The 20,534-nt window shown below is 43.8% G+C and carries 14 protein-coding genes, 1 tRNA gene and 1 pseudogene; 6 read left to right on the top strand and 10 right to left on the bottom strand.

What is annotated here, in order from left to right; translation table 11 throughout:
• From F6K52_RS07665 to F6K52_RS07655, 3 genes are all read right to left on the bottom strand, one after another.
• Positions 1 to 2,441, bottom strand: a 2,441-nt coding sequence (locus tag F6K52_RS07665) for a HEAT repeat domain-containing protein (protein ID WP_293076001.1), incomplete at its 3' end; no start/stop codon positions are given.
• A 437-nt stretch (positions 2,442 to 2,878) separates the two neighbouring features.
• Positions 2,879 to 3,058, bottom strand: coding sequence for a hypothetical protein (locus tag F6K52_RS07660; protein WP_293075999.1), 180 nt, complete (start codon positions 3,056 to 3,058; stop codon positions 2,879 to 2,881).
• Positions 3,059 to 3,208: 150 nt separating this feature from the next.
• Complete coding sequence (locus F6K52_RS07655) at positions 3,209 to 3,499, bottom strand: hypothetical protein (RefSeq protein ID WP_293075997.1); 291 nt, start codon at positions 3,497 to 3,499, stop codon at positions 3,209 to 3,211.
• Positions 3,500 to 4,530: 1,031 nt separating this feature from the next.
• On the opposite strand from F6K52_RS07655, the gene F6K52_RS07650 reads away from it, so the two are divergent.
• Entirely contained in the window at positions 4,531 to 8,217 is a 3,687-nt protein-coding gene (locus F6K52_RS07650; protein WP_293075995.1) for an Ig-like domain-containing protein, read from the top strand.
• Between the two features lie 354 nt (positions 8,218 to 8,571).
• Positions 8,572 to 9,723, top strand: coding sequence for a hypothetical protein (locus F6K52_RS07645; RefSeq protein ID WP_293075993.1), 1,152 nt, complete (start codon positions 8,572 to 8,574; stop codon positions 9,721 to 9,723).
• Between the two features lie 159 nt (positions 9,724 to 9,882).
• On the opposite strand, the pseudogene F6K52_RS07640 reads toward F6K52_RS07645, so the two are convergent.
• Positions 9,883 to 11,107: pseudogene (locus tag F6K52_RS07640) on the bottom strand (RNA-guided endonuclease TnpB family protein).
• A gap of 209 nt (positions 11,108 to 11,316) precedes the next feature.
• Here F6K52_RS07640 and F6K52_RS07635 point away from each other — a divergent pair.
• Positions 11,317 to 11,400, top strand: a tRNA-Tyr gene (locus F6K52_RS07635).
• A 123-nt stretch (positions 11,401 to 11,523) separates the two neighbouring features.
• On the opposite strand, the gene F6K52_RS07630 is transcribed toward F6K52_RS07635, so the two are convergent.
• The 3 genes from F6K52_RS07630 to F6K52_RS07620 form a co-directional block, all read right to left on the bottom strand.
• Positions 11,524 to 12,303, bottom strand: coding sequence for a DNA-binding domain-containing protein (locus F6K52_RS07630; RefSeq protein WP_293075991.1), 780 nt, complete (start codon positions 12,301 to 12,303; stop codon positions 11,524 to 11,526).
• A complete protein-coding gene (locus tag F6K52_RS07625; RefSeq protein ID WP_293075989.1) occupies positions 12,294 to 13,136 on the bottom strand; it encodes a DUF692 domain-containing protein in 843 nt (280 codons plus the stop codon). The genes F6K52_RS07630 and F6K52_RS07625 overlap by 10 nt, the downstream gene beginning before the upstream one ends.
• 253 nt (positions 13,137 to 13,389) lie before the next feature.
• Entirely contained in the window at positions 13,390 to 13,710 is a 321-nt protein-coding gene (locus F6K52_RS07620) for a DUF2282 domain-containing protein (protein WP_293075987.1), read from the bottom strand.
• Between the two features lie 189 nt (positions 13,711 to 13,899).
• On the opposite strand from F6K52_RS07620, the gene F6K52_RS07615 reads away from it, so the two are divergent.
• The 3 genes from F6K52_RS07615 to F6K52_RS07605 all read left to right on the top strand — a co-directional run bounded on the left by F6K52_RS07615 (position 13,900) and on the right by F6K52_RS07605 (position 17,846).
• Positions 13,900 to 14,034: a hypothetical protein gene (locus tag F6K52_RS07615; protein ID WP_293075985.1), complete on the top strand. Its 135-nt coding sequence runs from the start codon at positions 13,900 to 13,902 to the stop codon at positions 14,032 to 14,034.
• Between the two features lie 277 nt (positions 14,035 to 14,311).
• Positions 14,312 to 16,648 (top strand): adenylate/guanylate cyclase domain-containing protein, encoded by a 2,337-nt coding sequence (locus tag F6K52_RS07610; RefSeq protein ID WP_364416523.1) that lies wholly within the window; start codon positions 14,312 to 14,314, stop codon positions 16,646 to 16,648.
• Between the two features lie 319 nt (positions 16,649 to 16,967).
• A complete protein-coding gene (locus tag F6K52_RS07605) occupies positions 16,968 to 17,846 on the top strand; it encodes a DUF928 domain-containing protein (RefSeq protein ID WP_293075982.1) in 879 nt (292 codons plus the stop codon).
• Between the two features lie 192 nt (positions 17,847 to 18,038).
• Here the strand turns inward: F6K52_RS07605 and F6K52_RS07600 are convergent, their stop codons facing one another.
• The 3 genes from F6K52_RS07600 to F6K52_RS07590 all read right to left on the bottom strand — a co-directional run bounded on the left by F6K52_RS07600 (position 18,039) and on the right by F6K52_RS07590 (position 20,466).
• Positions 18,039 to 19,388, bottom strand: coding sequence for a serine/threonine-protein kinase (locus tag F6K52_RS07600; RefSeq protein ID WP_293075980.1), 1,350 nt, complete (start codon positions 19,386 to 19,388; stop codon positions 18,039 to 18,041).
• A 293-nt stretch (positions 19,389 to 19,681) separates the two neighbouring features.
• The gene (locus F6K52_RS07595) at positions 19,682 to 19,903 is read right to left on the bottom strand and encodes a hypothetical protein (protein ID WP_293075978.1); all 222 of its coding nucleotides are present in this window, start codon (positions 19,901 to 19,903) and stop codon (positions 19,682 to 19,684) included.
• Positions 19,904 to 20,352: 449 nt separating this feature from the next.
• Entirely contained in the window at positions 20,353 to 20,466 is a 114-nt protein-coding gene (locus F6K52_RS07590; protein WP_293075976.1) for a CopG family transcriptional regulator, read from the bottom strand.
• Between the last annotated feature and the right edge of the window lie 68 nt (positions 20,467 to 20,534).

Below are 20,534 nucleotides of genomic sequence, written 5' to 3'. Positions count from 1 at the left end.
AGCAAATCCGGGTCTTTGCCCTGGGCCAACAGTTGCGCCACCAAGGTCAAATCCATGGGATTGGACAGAAACCGACGTACTGCCGCTAACTCCTGTTTCGATTGGGTTTGCTGGAGTTGGCTGGCCAGATAGTCGTCACAGGCTTGCTCGTAGGCCACACCCGATACCGGGGCATCCTCCGGCAAAATCCCTTGGCGAGAGGTGAGGAACTCAGCAATTTGCTGGCGCTTCAGGGGTTGCAACACGTAGGTTTTGGCCGTAGCTGGGGGTGTCCATTCCAAGGGTTGGGTGGTGAGGATAATATGCCCCTGGACGTGATGCTCCACAAAGGTATTAATGGTAGCCCTGGTGTCCGGGCTGACTTCATTGAGTCCGTCAATGCAAATATCTAGGGTATTGTAGTTAATCAGGCTTTGTAGGAATAATGGGTCATGGGCAGCGATGGGCAATTTAGCTTGAATCGCTTCCACCACACCACCGGCACATTCGCTAGCTGGCAGGTACACCGCCAGCCGCCCGGAGGTTTTGACTAGATTCCTTAGAAACATGGACTTGCCCAGTCCCGATTCCCCGACCAGAACCACGGGAGACTGGAGTTGGCCAATGGCAGTTTGAATCGGTTGAGTATGGGTGGCTTGTCTAATCTTAACGTGAGAGTCCGGAAAGTAAGCCTGGGGATCAAAGCTATCTAAACTAGCATCAGCCACCAACACCTGACGGAAGGGAGCCAGTAATCGGTAGCGCAACCAGGGAATCCAGGTCAGAGCGATGCTGATATAGCCTAAGCCCACAATGGTGCGAAATTTCCAGTCCCAGATTAGGGCTTGGACTTGGGCAGAACGAGGATAAATGATGATCACAAACAACCAGCAACTGACATGGATGAGCCAAACCTTAAACCCAATCAGAAACCAGTGCTGTCGTTCTAAGGTAATAATTTTGGCTTTGACGTCCGCAGCAAGTTGGGAGTCTATAGACTTAAGATTTTTGTAGTGTTTCTTAAGCAGATCCATATCTGCTTGTTTCCAGTTCACCTTGTCAACAACTATGGCAATCTGCCTTTCTAAGTCTTTGCGCAGTTTAGACAGAGGTTGGGTATCTTCCCAGATGTCGGCAAATAGGTTGAGAACTTCCAACCCTTCTTGGTGATTGACGTCCCGAATTTCATGGGGATATTCCTTAGGTGAGCCCAGCCACTTGATTAAGAGCAGTGAGTCTTTTTCCCCCCCACTGAGGAAATAGGCCAGAAAACGTAAGCTTGGTGCTTCTCGCTGGTACCGGTAAACTTCATTCAATACATAAAGTAAGTCTTTTACCTCTAATGATCCCATCTGCTCCAGAGCTTGTGCTGCAGTATAACCAACGGAGTTATCAAAGGTATCTGGATCAGTTAAAAGTTTGGCAATTTGAGGAGCGTACTCAGAGGCAGCTGCTCCCATCTGACCCAGAGCTTCTGCCGCACTAGCACGGACATGATCATCTGAGTGGGTTAAAAGTTTGGCAATTTGGGGAGCGTACTCAGAGGCGGCTGCTCCCATATTACCCAGAGCTTCTGCCGCACTATAACGGACATGATCATCTGAGTGGGTTAAAAGTTTGGCAATTTGGGGAGCGTACTCAGAGGGGGCTGCTCCCATCAGCGCCAGAGCATATGCCGCATTAGCACGGACATGATCATCTGAGTGGGTTAAAAGTTTGGCAATTTGGGGAGCGTACTCAGAGGCGGCTGCTCCCATCTGCCCCAGACCCGATGCCGCACTATAACTATAATAATAATAATAGACAGTCCGATTTGAGTCGGTTAAATGTTTCACGATTTGGGGAGCGTAGTCTTTAGCTACTCCCATCTGCCCCAGAGCTTCTGCCGCACTACGACGGACATCAGTATCTGAGTGGGTTAAAAGTTTGGCAATTTGGGGAGCTACCTCAGATGCTGCTGCTCCCATGTTCCCCAGAGCATATGCCGCACTACGACGGACATCAGTATCTGAGTGGGTTAAAAGTTTGGCAATTTGAGGAATGTACTGAGAGGCCGCTGCTGCCATCTGACCCAGAGCTTTTACCGCACTAGCAAGGACTTTGGACTGAATGGACTTGTCTTGATTCTCATAGATCAATAACTCTGCAATCTGCTCAATTCTGTCGTTAGGAATCTCAAGGGGGGGCTTGAGTTGATCTAATTTATAGTTAGACAATTTCTCGAAAGCTTTAACCCATACCTCGGGATCGGGGTCCTTCAGTGCTGCTACAATCCCCTTGAGCTGCCACGATTCTGGCTCAGGGTGTGATTCGTGAGAGTAAATCGATGGGTGAGCGTGACTCCCGTTAACAATCAAAAATACTGCTACTAGCAGTGCTAAGAAATAACATAGGCACTGGGTAACAACAGTCTTAACGATAGGGAAAAGCTTTGGGCGGTTGGCATCGCCTCTATGGGGCATGGTGATAGTTTCCCACGGAGTTAGTAAGGTCAATATATGAAGATATTGTCGCTAGACCCTAAGCCCAGCAACCTTTTGACACTATGATGCTCCCCGAAGGTTAGTTTTAATTATACCAATTTTAGTGACTATTATATACCATAGGGAATCGGGAATAGGATCTTAGTGGAACAGGCATCTGGCCTGTGATCAATTGGTGGAACAGGCATCTGGCCTGTGATCAATTGGTAGAACAGGCATCTGGCCTGTGATCAATTGGTAGAACAGGCATCTTGCCTGTGATCAATATTTCTTTAACAAGCAAGATGCCTGTTCCACACAACTATTCCCGTTTGTCACAGCCAAGATGCCTGTGCCACACAACTACTCCCGTTTGTCACAGCCAAGATGCCTGTGCCACACAACTACTCCCGTTTGTCACAGGCAAGATGCCTGTGCTACGGAATTACTCCGTGATCCAAAAAAATTAGAAACTTCGCACCAGGCATCAAGGCTTTCAAAACCTGCACATAGCCCTTCGCATCAGCAGGGCTGTCGAACCGAGCGAAAACCACTGGTGGCTTCGGTGGTAACAACCTCACCATCACCCATGGATATAGGCGTTCACTATCAGACATAATATTAAGTTATCTCCTGTAAAGGTGACCCAGAGCCAGCCTTCCAGCCTGACGAAAACTCTAGGCTGGCTCTTCCCATGGACTTTATTTTGTCCACACCTTGAGTTTAACACAAAAAATATAACATTATAGCATATTTTTTAAAATTTGTTACAAATTCTTCTGGAGGGAGCAGGGAGCAGGGAGCAGGGAGGAGGTGGTGCGGTAAAGGTGGTAAGTGTTCCCCCCGCTGTTTTGGGGGGTTAGGGGGGATCTCCAGTTGGGGTTTAGCTGGGAAATTAGCGTTCGCGTAGCGTGGCCGTAGGCCAATCGCATAAGCGCGGAAGCTTTGCGTGACTCGCGTAGCGTGGCCGTAGGCCAATCGCATAAGCGCGGAAGCTTTGCTTCATCCCATAACCAAAACAGAATTTTCAGCTGAAACAGGCAAGATGCCTGTTCCACAACCCTAAATCTTCTCCGTTCCCGATTCCCGATTCCCGATTCCCTACTCCCTACTCCCTGTTCCCTACTCCCTACTCCCTGTTCCCTGTTCCCTTATTTAGCAGAAATAGAAAATTACTACTATAAAGACTTGATAAACTTAACCGAATACTAGTGACATTGACCAAAACTCATGACATCAATAAATAAGGTATTTTTCCAGACCTAGGAAAGAGCATGGATGGCAAGGCTCTTTCCTTTTCCTAAGGGATATTCCGTGAAATTTTTTTTAGAGCGTCCGCTTCATTTTCATACCAAAGGGAACAGGGAACAGGGAACAGTGAGTAGGTAACAGGGAACAAAAATTATCACAATTAATTTAGGATAGCTACAGTAATATTTTTTTCAAAAAGATAAACAATGCCAAATCAATAAATACTTAAAATATTTATTAAAAAAATATTTTTTATTTAGATAAGAGCATCAATAAACCTGTATTATGGCATCTTACATTTTGCCATGAATCTGGAAAATAAATCCGGATATCTGGACATTAGTAGGTATTTATTTATTGGTAGATCATTAGATAAGCATTCAGGGGCTTGCTATCCACTATATGCTATCAGCTATTAATGATGAGTTCAACAGCAATTTTGCTATCAGCTAATGGGCTACGCGAACAGCCAAAGGCTTTTAGCTAATAGCTGTTCGCGTAGCCTGCGCTTAGCCCATTAGCTTACCATCATTGCTCAGGGGGTGACAAGCGCTCTTTAAAATCTGACAGGGGTTAGGTTTTAGGGGTTAGGTGAAGCGGGAAGATTGCCCAAGCGGGATGGATTGATTAAAACTATCATTGACGAAGTCTTGTAAAAATTGCTTCAATTGCTGGCAAATACAAATGACTCCGATGCGCTCATTTTCCCCAAAACCTAAAACCTAAAACCTAAAACCTATCTAGGTTTGAGCTTTGTTGTCACCCCGTGAGCCATCATTGTTAACGTTAAGTGCCCAAAGCCTTAGCAACTGAGGAGTTTTTTTAAAGACGAAATATTATGCCAAGATTTGAATTTGAAGACCCCCGCTTTACTCTAAGTAATTTTATAGTTGTTGATAATTTCTTTGCAGATAATACTATCATCAATTTACCTGATGGTGTTGACACTGGTAGTGCTACTACAACCTTTGATCTGCCCAGTGGTACTTACCAGGTTGTCCTGAACGTTGCTGATGAGCCAGACGGGAATAGCACACTTGAAGTCGTCATTGGTGATCAGACGTTTCCATTGACTCTGGATAATCCCGTTAATGATAATATTTTCCCTGTTGCTGAAAGTTTCAAGGATCTAATTGTTACTCAGAGCATATTTATTCCCGAAGGTACTCAAATCACCATTAATGGGGTAAAGGACAATCAAGAATTTGTTCGACTTGATTATATTGACTTTAACCTAATTAATGAATCTCCTGTTGCAGTAGATGACACTGTTAGTACTGATGGCAATCCCAACGTTACCATTGATGTCCTAGCTAATGACTCTGATACTGAGGGTGATGCCGTTCTAAGCATTGACCAACAAGGCGGTAATGGCACCGCAGTAGTCAATCAGGATGGCACCATTACCTATACTCCTAATGATGGTTTCACTGGGCCTGATACCTTCACCTACCAGCTCAGTGATGGCACCAATCCTCCGGTCACAGCTACGGTTAATGTTGATGTCACTGTTGTTAATGAACCTCCAGTAGCGGTAGACGACACAGCTACCACTGACTTAAACACTGCAGTTAATATCGATGTCCTAGCTAATGACACTGATCCTGAGGGGGATGCCCTAACTGTAACCCTTGACCAGCAGGGCGCTAATGGAGAAGCAGTAGTCAATCAAGATGGCACCATTACCTATACTCCTGTTGATGGTTTCACTGGCACTGATAGCTTCACTTATCAGCTCAATGATGGCACCAATGATCCGGTCACAGCTACGGTTAATGTTGATGTCACTGATCCTAATCAACCTCCAGTAGCGGGAGACGACACAGCTACCACTGCGTTAAACACTGCAGTTGATATCAATGTCCTAGCTAATGACACTGATGCTGAAGGGGATGCCCTAACTGTAACCCTTGACCAGCAGGGCGCTAATGGAGAAGCAGTAGTCAATCAAGATGGCACCATTACCTATACTCCTGTTGATGGTTTCACTGGCACTGATAGCTTCACTTATCAGCTCAGTGATGGTGTCAATGATCCGGTCATAGCTACCGTTAACGTTAATGTTGATAATGTTACTGTTTCTGGTCCAATAGCCACAGACGATACTGCTACCACTGCGCCAAACACTGCAGTTGATATCAATGTCCTAGCTAATGACATTGATCCTGAGGGAGATGCCCTAACTGTAACCCTTGACCAGCAGGGCGCTAATGGAGAAGCAGTAGTCAATCAAGATGGTACCATTACCTATACTCCTAATGATGCTTTCACTGGCACTGATAGCTTCACCTACCAGATCGATGATGGCACCAGTCCTCCAGCTACAGCTACGGTTAATGTTAATGTTGATGTCACTACTGTTAATCAATCTCCAGTAGCGGCAGACGATACTGCTAGCACTGAGCAAAATACTGCAGTTAATATCAATGTCCTAGCTAATGACGTTGATCCTGAGGGAGATCCCCTGGCTGTAACCCTTGACCAGCAGGGCGGTAATGGCACAGCAGTAGTCAATCAAGATGGCACCATTACCTATACTCCTAATGATGCTTTCACTGGCACTGATAGCTTCACCTACCAGATCAATGATGGCACCAATCCTGCGGTCACAGCTACGGTTAATGTTGATGTTACTGCTCCTAATGAATCTCCAGTAGCGGTAGATGACACAGCTACCACTGTAGGAAACACTGCAGTTAATATCAATGTTCTAGCTAATGACTCTGATCCTGAGGGTGATGCCCTAAATTTGGCCATCAACCGGCAGGGGGATAATGGTACAGCAGTAGTCAATCAAGATGGCACCATTACCTATACTCCTAATGATGGTTTCACTGGGGCTGATAACTTCCTCTACCAAATCGATGATGGCAGCAATCCTGCGGTCACAGCTATCGTTAACGTTGATGTTACTGTTCCTAATCAATCTCCTGTAGCGGCAGATGACACTGCAAACACTGTAGAAAACACTGCAGTTGATATCAATGTTCTAGCTAATGACGTTGATGCTGAAGGTGATGCGCTGACTGTAACCATTAACGAGCAGGGACTTAATGGCACAGTAACCGTTAATCAAGATAGCACCATTACCTATACTCCTAATAATGGTTTCATTGGGAATGATCGCTTCACCTACCAGGTTAGTGATGGCATTAATCCTGCGGTCACAGCTACGGTTGACCTTGAAGTGACTCGTGTTAATCAATCTCCAGTAGTCACAGGCACTAATAATAATACTGCTACTACTGCAGAAAACACTCCAGTTACCCTTAATGTTCTAAATAATTTCTCTGATCCTGATGGCGATCCGCTAAATTTTGCAATTGTCAGCAATCCAAGCAACGGTACGGCAGCAGTCAATGATAATGGCACTCCGAATGATGCCACAGATGACTTTATTATCTATACCCCCAATGCCAACTTCACTGGCACTGATAGCTTAACTTTTGAGGTAAGCGATGGTAATGGCGGCACTAACACAGACACTGTTAACTTCACCATTGAACCAACTACGCCTGTCACGCCTCTAACTCAGAATGCCGATACTTCCTTTACGGTTAACAGCAACACTGGTGGAGAAGCCCGACTCCAATTCACTCTTACAGGTCGCGAACTTGGTGAGGTCAGTGAAATTGGAGCATTTGTTGCTGATGATGCCCTAGGTACAGTTGATGGCATTGCCCCTGGTCAGAGTGGTTATATAGAAGCTGCGTTGTTACGAGGTGAGACGATTTTCTCTGTTCTCCCTGACAGTTTAGGTACTCCTCAACCCACCCGTATCATCGACAGTTTTAACCCCAACGATAACGTAACATTCTACGTGATCCAAGGTGGCTCTATTGATGGGGTACTAGCGGGACAGGATCCTACCTCCAACGTATTCTTCAGTAATCCTTCATTGAATAGCGATGGTCAGAACCATCTACAGGTAAGTGACAATGGCAATGGTCAGTTAACCTTGCGCTTTGAAGATAGTGATGATTTCGACTTCAATGATGCTACTGTGGTTGTCTCAGACGGTTCAGATTCCACTCAGCCAGTAGGAGCAGGTCCTAACGACATTCAAGGGATTCTGGAATTGATCGATTTGACCGACGTGACTGGTACAGTAACTGGTAGTCTTGTGGTTAACAGTGAAGCTGAATTCAATAATACCGTTGGCTGGTATGTGATTGATGATTTCAGTGGCTCAGTTAACGGTATTAGTGTTGGTGATGCTGGTTATGCAGAAGCGGCACTCTCCAATCGGGTAGACTTAAGTGTGGGAGTATCCGGTGGGGTAATACTGGCTCCATTCCTGATTTCCGATGGCACAGTAGCGGAGTTCCTAGCTAATAATCCTTCTAATGCAGATCAAGACGATTCTGACCTGAATGCGTACTTTGCTTACGTGGGGGCTAACCCAGATGGAGTTGACCACATTCGCCTGCTAGGGGATAACACCTTTGGTTTCGAGGATCTGTTCGGTGGTGGTGACAAAGACTACAACGATGTGGTTGCTCAGGTTAACTTAACTGTTGCCTAAGTGTTGCCGTAAGTATATGCGCGTAGCCTCACGGGGTGACAAGCGCTCTTTAAAATCTTACAGGGGTTAGGTTTTAGGGGTTAGGTGTTGTTGATTAAAACTATCTATGCAGTTGGATTGGTGAAAATTGCTTCAACTGCTGGCAAATACAAATGACTCCGATGCGCTCATTTTACCCAAAACCTAACACCTAACACCTAACACCTATCTAGGTTTGAGCTTTGTTGTCACCCCGTGAGCTCAAGCAGATATACCCTACAAACCTCAGTTGATACTGAGGTTTTTTTGTTTCATCCAATATTTTCACTGGTAAAATTAAAAAGGGAATAGTACTATAGAAATGCCATCGTCTATATGAACTCCTATCGTCGATTTCACCTAACCTTGGCAGCAGTTACCTTGCCAAGTTTATTCGGTTTTGGCTTATTGAACGCTGCTGTTGACCCTTACGGAGTAATAAATAGCCCACAGTTACCCGGTCTCAATCAGTTAAAGCCTGAAAAATTTAACCATGTCAGACTCTTTAAGGCTATAGATGTTATTCGTAATGAACCCAAAATCGTTTTGTTAGGTTCATCACGAACTGACCTCGGACTTAACCCAAACCACCCAGGACTGAAACCAGGAAACTCCGGATACAATTTGGCACTAGTTGGTCCAAATATGTATGAAGTTAAACGTTATTTTGATCATGCTCTAACTAATCAACCGGATTTAAAAACCGTTGTGATTGGTCTTGACTTTTTCATGTTCAATGACTTGAAAACTAATGCTCCAGATTTTCAAGAAAGTCTGATTAATCAAGAAACTATTCCCCTGCAAGAGGTAATTAATTCTACCCTATCCTTAAACGCCCTGAATGCTACCAAATCAACCCTAAGTTCTAGTATCAAGTCAAAGGCTTACTTTCTCTATGATGCCAATGGTAAGCGTTTTATTTATAACAATAAGCCCAAGAAACCTTTACCAGTCGGTTTTCAGGACATGCTCAAGGGCTTAATGACCACTGAAGGCTATTATAAACAGTATCGACTTTCTGAGAGTTTTTTGAATGATTTTAAAGACATTGTTGATACCTGTAAGGAACAAGGGATAGAGCTAAAAGTATTTATATCACCATCCCATGCTACTCAATGGGAAAGTCTTAGGGTTAGTGGACTGTGGCCAATGTTTGAAAAATGGAAACACCGGTTAGTGGAGATTACACCAGTGTGGGATTTTTCTGGCTATAACAGCATTACCACAGAAGCGATTGGGGAACAGATGAAAAACTATTGGGATAGCTCTCATTATCGCGAGGAAGTAGGTGATTTAATTCTAAATCGCCTATTCAGTTATCAATCTCAGACTGTTCCAGAGGATTTTGGTGTTCTAATTACACCAGAAAATGTTGAATCCCACCTCGGCCAAATTAGGAATGAGCGGAAGTCATGGGCAGAGACTAATCCTGAGCTAGTACAGTTAGTGGAAAATTTAAACCCAAAATCTAAGATAGCAAGTAATTGACACTCCCCGGTTATTAGTGCCATCAGCTTGTAGGGTGGGCAAAAACCTTTTGGGTGAACTACCCCGACTTACTTCGTTGTTCGCGTTCGCGCAGCGTCGCCTACGGCGAAAGCGTGGCCAAAGGCCAAGTCGGGGCTTCCAGCTTGGCCTTTGGCCACGCTACGCGAACACGGAAGAATGCCTTAACTTGGACGGGCGTCCACGTCTTGGTCTTACTTCTTCTCCACTGGCGTTGACCTCCCCCGTCCCAGAGGAGGATAGCATTCTGATCCCTTCTGCTCTAATATTCTTTGCTGCATTACCATCTCTGTCGTGCTGAATGCCACAACTTGGACAAGTCCAAAATCTTACGTCTAGTGGTAACTCTTTGATTCGGTAATGACAATTAGAACAGGTTTTAGAACTGGGGAACCACCGGTTTATTTCTATTATTACTTTCCCTTCTTTTTCGCATTTATAAGAAATAAAGTTAACAAAAGTCCCCCATCCCAGATCAGAAATAGCTTTAGCTAATTTGTGGTTACTAACCATGCCCTTGACATTTAGGTTTTCGACTACTACTACTTGATTGTTATCAACTATTTTTCGGGATAGTTTATGTAAGTAGTCTTGGCGGACATTTCCAATTCGCTCGTATACCTTAGCTACAATCTTTCTGGCCTTTTTGCGCCCACTGCTTCCTTTTTTCTTTCGGGCAGCAATACGTTGTTTTTTGGCTAACTTTTTTTCGTACTTAACCAAGTGCTTAGGATTACTGAACTTAGAGGTCTTTTCACCGTCATAAGTAATTGCAAAATCTTTGATGCCTAAATCAATACCGACTACCTTCCCATTAGTGGACGATTCCACACTAGTGCCTTCGTACTCCATTAGCACAGAAGCGTAATACTTTCCAGAAGGAGTTTTACTGACTGTGACAGTCTTGATTTCTCCGTCCAGTGGACGATGAATTACTGCCTTAACAACTCCCAGTTTTCCAGGAAATTTAAGGCAATTGCCCAACTGTTTTACATTTTGGGGATACTGGATTGACTGACGGTGATGGTACGATTTGAATCTAGGATATTCAGCTCTACCTTGGCCTATTGGCCACGCTACGCGAACAAAGAAATTTTGATACGCACGACTCAGATTGAGACTAACAGATTGCAAAACCTGAGAGTAACAATCTTTTAACCATTTCGTCTCTTCTTGTTTTTTAAGTTTCGGAAGCATAGAATTGAGTGCAGATTGTTTCAAACCTTTGCCAGTTTCCTTGTAGGTTTCTATACACTGAAAAGCGTGCATAGTTCCACCACCAACGAGCACACCCAAAATGCTGAGCCAGTATTTGAACTTGCTCTTGCGTAGGATAAATTCTGACTTTGACGGCTCTATGCTTCATTGCACTCAACCTCTTTATCGACCTTCCTTACTATTATATATGTTTTACAGTAAGGCGTCAAGGTATAAGTCAAGTCCAAGGCTCGCTATCCATCCCCAACCTCCTTGGCCTATGGCCACGCTACGCGAACGTAGAGGTTGGGGAATTCCGCGACTCTTGTTAAAACGGGTTTTCTACAGGTTCAAATCCTGTCAGGGGTACTGTCAATTGGGTTGGTATCCAAGTCCGGTGAAGGAAGCCGTCTGTAAAACGGATGCCTCTGTGCGCCGTAGCTTCAAATCCTACCCAACCCATTCTGGAGAGGTCGCTATTGGCAAAGCAAGCTGTTTGCGCGCGCAGTTGTGGATGTAAGTCTACTGGAGGTTCGACTCCTGTTCTACGGAAATAAGCTGAAATCCTTCTGTGTGACGATACGTCTAAATCGAAAACCTTGCAATCCATCCACGTTGGACAAATTGCGGTAATTCAGATGCTACATCAATAGCTAATTCATCAGCAGCCAGGTCTTGACAAATGGCTTCAAATCGATTTTCCCCTTGAAAAGCCTTCAGCAGTTGCCATTCTGCTTTTGTTGGCAGCTCAATGCGCATATCATAACCATTGCGCCAGAGGAATAGTTGTATCCCGCCTTCATCCAAATTCACTTGCTGATCACCTTCGTATTCAGGCTGATTAACTTCCCAAATGCGATGGATCGGGTAAGCCGACTCGATCAGAACACTATTTTTAGGTAAATGGAAAATCAGTTCTCCCCATTTTTCTTGGGGAACTGTACTCAATGCTTGGACATCTAACTTGGTAGCTTCTTCACCATTAAACACCCGATGCCAGTGCCACTCTAACCGCGCCACATCTGGTAAATAGGGTAACTGTTTTGCTGGCTCAAAATTGGCCAAAAAATCAGGAAAGTGCTCACCATAATTTCCTAAATCCATTGATATAGAAGGAAAGCGTTGGATATAGCTTCTCGCTGTTCCCTCAAAAAATTTCTCTCCCACCAAACAACAGCAGACTGGATAAATTGACATTAAGGTTTGGCTCAGGTTGCCTAGGACACTGCTACGATAAATGGCTAACCCTTCACCAGGGGTCAATTGTTTAGCTGCTTTGATGTGTTGAGCAAGGGTTTGTGTACTGGCAGGATTATTTTCAAAAACAGCATCGTAAAATAACTGTTGTAGTGTCCTCAATTCCATCTACTTACTTGATTTAAATACTCCTGAGCTTTACTAGCTTGAGTCATTAATACCTCAAAAGCTGGGATATCAGTATCCCATTCAATCAGAGTAGGCACTGGACCAAAGCGCTCTAATGTTGCTTGATACAATTCCCACACTGGAGGATGAACAGGATAACCGTGGGTATCATATAGATAATCTTCCCGTTCTTCATACCCTGCTAAGTGAATTTGTTTGACCCTGGTTGCTGGTATTGTATTCAAATAATCAAGGGGGTCAAATCCTTGATTAGTAGCAGTGACATAAAGATTGTTGACATCTAGCAGCAAGTAACAATCGGCTTTTTCTAACAATTGTTGGATAAATACCCATTCTGGCATAGTTGAATCTGTGAAGCTCACATAAGCCGATGGGTTTTCTATCAAAATCCGACAACCTAGAAATTCCTGAGCTTGCAAGATCCGTTGGGCTACATGTTCTATCACTGCTTCGGTATAAGGAAGAGGAATTAAATCGTTAAGATAGTGACCATTAACGGAAATCCAGGATAGGTGATCGGAAATGTATGCTGGTTCAATCTGCTGGGCTAACTCTTTTAAATTTGTCAAATACTCTAAATCTAAAGGGTCTGTTGACCCCAAAGACATACCGATGCCATGCAACGTAACGGGATAGTTTTGGCGAACTTTTTCTAAATAGTGGAGTGGTAAACCCTGAGACGTTAAATAATTATCTAATAATACCTCAAACCAAGGTATAGTATGTTGATCAGTAAGGATATCTTGATAATGGGCCGAGCGTAAACCGATTCCAGCACCGTTAATTGAAGCTGAAGGAAGGTGAGTTGTCATAGGATGTTTGTCATGGCATTATTGTTAGTATTTATCCATGGTAGTAGTAAGATATCAGCAGCAAGCATTTCAGATGAATCTAATTCCCCCCTTTCTTAAGGGGGGTTAGGGGGGATCTGTATGCATAACCCTACTCAGCTGAATCTAATTCCCCCCTTTCTTAAGGGGGGTTAGGGGGGATCTGTGTACATAACCCTACTCAGCCATGATTCATAAGCTGATAGCTGAGTGCGCAGCCTGCTGATAGCTTGGTTTAATTGGCTTGGGCACTCTCGGTTGGCTTTTCAGTGTCCTGGCTGGAGGTTTTTGGTGGAACTATTGTACCACCAACAATCTTGTCGCAAGTGCCTTCAGCAACGTAGATCCACTCATTAGGATCGCTATCTACCGCAGCCTTCCCGGAGCAACTATGGCCGTTGGCTCCACAATCATTCATCCCCGCCTTAACGATACCAGCACATTTTTCCATTCCTGGCTTCCCGGCCAAGGCGTTTTCAGATGCTACACCTAAACCTAGAGCCAAGACACTAGTCAAGGCAGCGCTTACCATTACGGTTTTTTTCATATCTTTCATCACAGAACTCTCCCGAATATCAGAACTGACTCATAAATCCGTAGACAGAATTAACCTAAAACAGTGTTGGTTTAATTCCAATCTATGTAATTAATATTCAAAGTATTTAACCTATCTTAACTGAGTCTTTGAAAAGTATGAGATAACCCTGAGAAAGTTATTAAAATAGGATAGGAGATTTGAAAAGCTTTGGAAATAAAGGACTTAAGCTATCAGCTATCAGCTTTTTGTTGTCAATTTATCACTCCCGGAAGTGTGGGGAGGGTGGGGAGATGGGGAGATGGGGAGATGGGGAGATGGGGAGATGGGGGAGATTTTTATTAAGATTAACTATCATAACATTATATTAGCCTTCTATTGTGCTAAGTGTTTTTGCATACATTGAGATGCACCCACTAATACATTTGTAGTGACCCATAGCTCTATTATTGTCAATCACCCTTTCCAGAAGAAACAATTTTTTGAGGACTGAATCGATCCAAAGCTAAGAGAGAGCCTTTAAGGGTTCAACTGTAATATTTTTTTTCATAATTATGAGGTACACAGGTTTTTTTCACTCTTGCCTCTTGCCTTTTGCCTCTTGCCTCTTGCCTTTTGCCTTTTGCCTCTTGCCTCTTGCCTCTTGCCTCTTGCCTGCTCCCTAAAACCCATAACGAAAGTACCTCACCCAATTGAAAACTGTAAGATGTGGCAACCACTAAAACAACAACTATGGGAATGGCGCGGTGTTCTAATTACGACACCGGTGGTGGCTGGAATTGCGATCGCTTTCAGGCTACTCGGCTGGTTACAGCCTTACGAACTAGCAGCTCTCGACCAATACTTTTGTTGGCGTCCGAAGGAACCTACGGATGAACGGATTGTGATTGTGGCTATGAGTGAGGCAGATTTAAAGCGTGCTGGACGTTGGCCAATCACTGATCGGATGCTTGCCCAACTTTTAGACAAAATCAAAGCTCGAAATCCTGCAGCCATTGGTCTTGACCTGTATCGGGATTTTCCCGTTGAACCTGGTCATGGTGATTTACTCAAGGTGTTTGAAACCACACCTAACTTAGTTGGTATTGAATTAATCAATCAAGACAACCCTGACAATGCGGTGCCTTCTCCACCGATTCTCAGTGAACGTGGTCTAGTGGGTGCTAATAATGTCCTAAACGATATGGATGGTATCCTGCGGCGCAGCTTACTTTCTTTGAAGGTAAATGATCGCCTAAAGCCCTCCTTTAGTCTGCTCCTAGCAGGAATTTATTTAGAGTCAAAAAACCTTTTTCCTGAACCATTACAGCAAGATCCCAGAATTTTCCAGTGGGGCAAGGCCATGTTTCGCCCTTTGGCCAGCAATGACGGTGGTTATGTGGGAATCGATGATGGCGGTTACCAGATTTTCTTGAACTATCGCGGAGCAGCGGGAACCTTCCGTATGGTAACGATGACCGACGTTCTGGAAGATAACATTCCAGATCACTTGATCAATGATGCCATCGTTTTAATTGGTACAACTGCGGTCAGTTTACATGATTATTTCTACACCCCCTACAGTAATGACACTACTATGCGGGAGTCAACGACTGGGGTGGAAGTCCAAGCTAACATGGTCAGCCAAATTATTAGTGCTGTGGAAGATGGTCGTCCCTTGCTCAAAACCTGGTCTGAGCCTGTGGAAATCCTGTGGATTGTAGGCTGGTCTTTCGTCGGTGCGACTCTAACTTGGAAATGGCGCTATCTTGGGGGTCTCGGAGGGCTTTCCTTGAGGAGAACTGCGATTACCGTGGTGGCTACAGGGGCATTATTCGGAAGTACCTATGGAGCGTTTTTGAAGGGTTGGTGGCTCCCGGTGATACCGCCATTGTTAGCCTTAAGTGGGTCTGCAGTTGCCATCACAGCTTACGTTGCTAGCACTGCTAAAGAGATTCGTCACACCTTTGGACGTTACCTAACTGACCAAGTAGTGGCGGATTTGCTAGAGAACCCAGATAAACAAAAACTCGGGGGTGAAAACCGGAAAATTACCATCTTGACCTCTGATTTAAGAGGCTTCACTGGGATCTCAGAACGGTTACATCCCCAAGAGGTAGTCAAAATTCTCAACATCTATTTGGGTCACATGGCAGATGTGATTACTGCTTATCAAGGAACTATCGACGAGTTCATGGGGGATGGGATTTTAGTGCTTTTTGGTGCTCCCACCTTTCAAGAGGATGATGCCCACAGAGCAGTGGCTTGTGCAGTAGCCATGCAGTTAGCCATGACTAGTGTCAATGAGCAAATCGAGCAGTTGGGCTATCCAAAACTGGAAATGGGCATCGGTATCAATACGGGTGTGGTTGTACTTGGGAATATTGGTTCCGAAAAACGCACCAAATATAGTGTTATTGGCAGCGCCGTTAACCTGGCTTACCGGATCGAATCTTATACAACTGGTGGTCAAGTTATGATTTCTCCTTCCACTTTGGAAGAAACTGGCGAATTTTTAAGAATTGACGGTCAAATACAGGTAAAACCAAAGGGAATTAAACAGCCAATTACTATCTATGAAGTGGGTGGAATTCGGCATAATTATAACTTATTTTTACCCAAACAGCAAGAAACATTTTTCCACGTTAACCAACAAATTGAGCTACAATTTAATTATGCTTTTCTAGATGGAAAGCATATCAGTAATTCGGTCTACACTGGACGTTTAGTAGAGATTTCCAGTAAGGGAGCTAAGCTTAGTGCTAACAGCAACGACAGCTCTGCTATCCCTGAGCCACTGAGTAATATTAAGCTCAACTTACTCGATCTAGATAATGTGAAGCAACCCAGTGAGGACATCTACGCCAAGGTTTTAGAAAAAACAGCAGAACCGGGAAGTTTTTACATCCGGTTAACTGCTGTCCCTCCAAAGATATCAGCAAAACTAGAATCTCTCTACGAGTCAGTAATAAGGAATTGATCCTAAGTTCTGTGAAGTCTAATTTAGTCACCGTTGAGTTGGTTCAAGGGTTTTGGGTATAAAAAGTTACCTGGTTCTAGGCAATTTTGTCTAATTGAAAGTCTGGTTAATCGCTGCTAGAAACACCCTGTGTTGATGGCTGCGTAACTCTTTGATCGTTTCCCTGCCACAGGAAAACGAGTCAGCGGGATTTGAGATTAGAAATCCATGGCACCAAAAAATTAGCTCTCTGAAACAATTAAGCTTAAACTCAGGCTTTACTAAGGGTTAATGCTAATTCTTGTAAATGTCTATTCTAGTTTAATAATTTAATAAACTTATGAAAACTACCGCTAAATTTATTAATTTATTGGGACGTACAACATGGGCACGTACAACATCAATCCTAATTGTACTGCTGTTTTGCACACTCACCCCTAAACCAAGCTATTCTCAAGGGTTGCAATCTGTCAACGGTCAGGTTGCTGATTCTAATCATAACTCATCTGAAACCGAAAATAGTTCCCAAAATAGTTCCGAACATAGTTCAGCCAAAGGCTCACGCTTACGATTTATTCCACCAACCGATAGCGCTCCTCGAAAGAGTAATGGGTCTGGTTCACGAGGCGGGTGTGAGCAGTTACCCCGTGAATTGGTGACGCTGTTAATTCCCTCAAAGGAAGTCGCTGCACAGACTATATCTGGTCATCCTAGATTTTTCTGGTATTTGTCCGAGCCTGTAGACGTACCGATAGTATTTACGTTGGTAGACACAGTAAAACACCAGACAATATTTGAAAAAAAGATTGACTCCCCTGAGGTAGGGATTATCTCCGTAGAAGTTCCGGAAAACAGTCCAGAACTGATCGCAAACCCACCAGGACTGGAGGAAAAAGACAGGAACATATACATGTGGTTTGTTACCCTAGAATTTGAACGGGAAAACCAGTCTGAGTTTACCTATTATACGAGTTGGATTGAGCGGGTATCACCACCCCCAGAATTAGAGCAAAAGCTAGCAGCTGTTGCTGGAAATACCAACAGCTCCAGCTCTGAGTTACTGCATCAACAAGCAATCATCTATGCCGAAGCAGGGGCTTGGTTTGATGCCCTTGATGCCCTTTACGAGGCTCAATCTGCTAATCCCAATGACTCCTCGATTCGAGCAGATTTTATCGCTTTGCTGGAACAAGTGGGATTGGGGGGTGTGGCACAGTAGTGGGTCATACCAAGTGTATTCAAAGATAGTAGATTGGTTGGATAGGGAGATGGGGAGAAACGGGAGATGGGGAGAAACGGGAGATGGGGAAATTGGGGGAAGAGAAAGTTGTATTTTTGACCGCAACTTGGTATCAGTGTTTACTTCTGACTTCTGACTTCTGACTTCTGACTTCTGACGCTAAGCGTAGCGCTATATCACTCCGAGGAAGTCGCGCAATTCCTCAACTAACCATCTTTTTTCAACTTTCCTAAGTTTTGAACCAAATTTGTGTTGTTGGGCTCCTTCCCAAATCGCACAGGTAATAGTTTTTTGACCTAGGAAATTAACAGTACTATCCAGTTGAACAAATTTAATATCTACTGTACGTCCTGTAATCTGTCGCCAGCTTAAACCAAATAAATGCCATTCTATCTTAAAGGTATATCGGTTAATTTCCAAATATATCTCACCAGCAATATCAAATAATAGTCCCAATAAAACTAGCACAATAATCCATAACTTTAGTAAAAATACAGTCGAAAAAAAAGTTACTATTGTCCCCAGTTCCCAGACAAAAACAAATTTAATTACAGATAATATCAAGACAGCCAAAAGCAAGTTATTACCGTTTAATCCACAGGGCGGAATTTCTGCTACCAAACGCTGGTAATTTTTTGTAAAAATGATGCGACTACCAGCAGGTTGTTGCCGCTGTGGTATTATAGAATCAGAAAAAGCACTGGAAATTGACTTTTTTTGCCGTAAGGCATATATCGCTTCCTCCACAGACTGGAATCGATCTTCTACAGCTGGTTCTAGCATCTTCTCTAACCAGTTAGCAAAATGCTGTGATATCTGTACTGAACCACGAAAATCAATCTTGAGTCGCTGGTGAGGTAGATCAGCAGGAGAGCGATGGGTTAACAAAAACAATAGTGTTGCCCCTAGATTATATAAATCAGAAGCACAAAATGCTTGTCCTTGAAACTGTTCTGGTGGCATATAGCCAAAAGTGCCAACAAATGTTTCCCCGTAGCTTAACGTATTACGATAGACATCTTTGACAGCACCGAAATCCACCAAAAACACGTTACCTTTGGAATTTATAATCAGGTTTTGTGGTTTAATATCTCGGTGAATCACAGCTGGATTCAGTTGATGGAGGTACTCAAGAATGTCCAAAATCTGGAAAGCAATTTCCTTGATTTCCCAGTGACTAGGGTACCAACCCTTTTTCACTAACTCACTGAACGACTGACCCCCAACCAACTCTTGAATTAGGTAAAAACGGCGGTCATCAGGAGTGTCGATGTAGAAGTAGTCTAAGTATTTGGGGATAGCATGATGGTTGAGCTTGGCAAGGACGTTAGCTTCTCTTTCAAAAAGTTCTAACCCTTTCCAGTCTTCTAGACCGCGCAGGGAGATGGCTTTGAGGGCTACTCGCTTGTAGTTAGTTAAATCTTCAGCTTCGTAGGTTGTTCCAAAGCCACCCTGACCTAAGGGTGCAACAATTCGATAGCGGTCACTAATAATTGTGCTTGCCTGATGTAATAATTTCATTGGCTGTCTCCTCAAAACGTGATTTGTGTCAGGATTCAGCTATCAAGTGATCCCCCTAAATCCCCCTTAATAAGGGGGACTTTGAGGTTGAAAAGCGTACCTCATAAATGCTATTTATTATATAAATTCGCAGCTTTTTAAATAAATAAAGTAATACCAATTTAATAATTTTGGATCAGCTCTGTTGCTGTCATTATTAATAGCGGTTTGGGCAGCTTTTTAAGTAGCGTGTTAGCTGATAGCTGTTCGCGCAGCGTGCGCGTAGCGCATAGGCTGATTGAGCTTTGCTCACGCTACGCTCCGGAAGCGTTCGCGAAGCGGAGGCCTTTGGCCTCAGCTTCCGCGCTTATGCGATTGGCCGTAGGCCACGCCAAAGGCGATCGCTGATTACTGTAGTGATAATTTCGGCGTTGCTGATTGGAATAAGTTCCTAAGCCTAAGCAATCGTTGCTAATAATTGGCGTAGCCATTGCACCGCCTTTATCCAAACAATCTGGATTTGACGCAATTGCCATTAATCCGTAGAAGTAACGAATGTTTACTACTAGGAAATAATTAGCGTTCGCGTAGCGTGGCCGTAGGCCAATCGCTAATATAAGGCTTAAGCCCAGATCAGGACTTACCTATTTACTTATTATTTTTAGGATCATTACTTTGGCTCCAAGGTAAAAGTGGCATCAGAAAACTCCAATCAATCACCTTTGCGCCTTTGCTAAACCTAAAAACACTCCTTTACGTGGATAGAAGTGTTTTTACTTAGCCTGCCCAGCTTGGAGATATCAATATTTTGACTATAGCTACAGCTTTGTAATTTGTCAACCGTACTATTCCAGATATCAGCTGAAAATCCATTCATCTATATATAGCTGAGCGTGCTGAGCTTTTGGGCGACAGCCCCGCGCCCTACCTGAAAGGTGAGCGTCGGGAAGGATAGCCCGGTGATGGAATGAAATGGAATCACCAACTAGGTATTTTTTGGTTCAGGGAAACGAGCTATCAAGCTTCTTAGTAATTCAGATGGAGTCATTCCTCTACGGTCAGCTTCCTGTTTTAACTGCTGTTTTTCAAAGCTAGTCATCCTTATTACGAACCTTTGATCTTTCATTTCATTGTTGACACTTGTTACAACGTTTGTTAATATTATAT

Origin of the sequence: Moorena sp. SIO3H5 (assembly GCF_010692395.1) — a bacterium.
In the GTDB taxonomy this organism is placed as follows: Bacteria; Cyanobacteriota; Cyanobacteriia; order Cyanobacteriales; family Coleofasciculaceae; genus Moorena.
Note: the sequence above shows the minus strand (reverse complement) of the source record. Positions and strands in the feature narration are given on the sequence as shown.

What these genes read in the sequence shown, in the direction of transcription:
- F6K52_RS07660 (WP_293075999.1), bottom strand. Translation starts at nt 3,058, where the DNA reads ATGTCTGATAGTGAACGCCTATATCCATGGGTGATGGTGAGGTTGTTA.
- F6K52_RS07650 (WP_293075995.1), top strand. Translation starts at nt 4,531, where the DNA reads ATGCCAAGATTTGAATTTGAAGACCCCCGCTTTACTCTAAGTAATTTT.
- F6K52_RS07645 (WP_293075993.1), top strand. Translation starts at nt 8,572, where the DNA reads ATGAACTCCTATCGTCGATTTCACCTAACCTTGGCAGCAGTTACCTTG.
- F6K52_RS07630 (WP_293075991.1), bottom strand. Translation starts at nt 12,303, where the DNA reads ATGGAATTGAGGACACTACAACAGTTATTTTACGATGCTGTTTTTGAA.
- F6K52_RS07625 (WP_293075989.1), bottom strand. Translation starts at nt 13,136, where the DNA reads ATGACAACTCACCTTCCTTCAGCTTCAATTAACGGTGCTGGAATCGGT.
- F6K52_RS07620 (WP_293075987.1), bottom strand. Translation starts at nt 13,710, where the DNA reads ATGAAAGATATGAAAAAAACCGTAATGGTAAGCGCTGCCTTGACTAGT.
- F6K52_RS07605 (WP_293075982.1), top strand. Translation starts at nt 16,968, where the DNA reads ATGAAAACTACCGCTAAATTTATTAATTTATTGGGACGTACAACATGG.
- F6K52_RS07600 (WP_293075980.1), bottom strand. Translation starts at nt 19,388, where the DNA reads ATGAAATTATTACATCAGGCAAGCACAATTATTAGTGACCGCTATCGA.
- F6K52_RS07595 (WP_293075978.1), bottom strand. Translation starts at nt 19,903, where the DNA reads ATGGCAATTGCGTCAAATCCAGATTGTTTGGATAAAGGCGGTGCAATG.
- F6K52_RS07590 (WP_293075976.1), bottom strand. Translation starts at nt 20,466, where the DNA reads ATGACTAGCTTTGAAAAACAGCAGTTAAAACAGGAAGCTGACCGTAGA.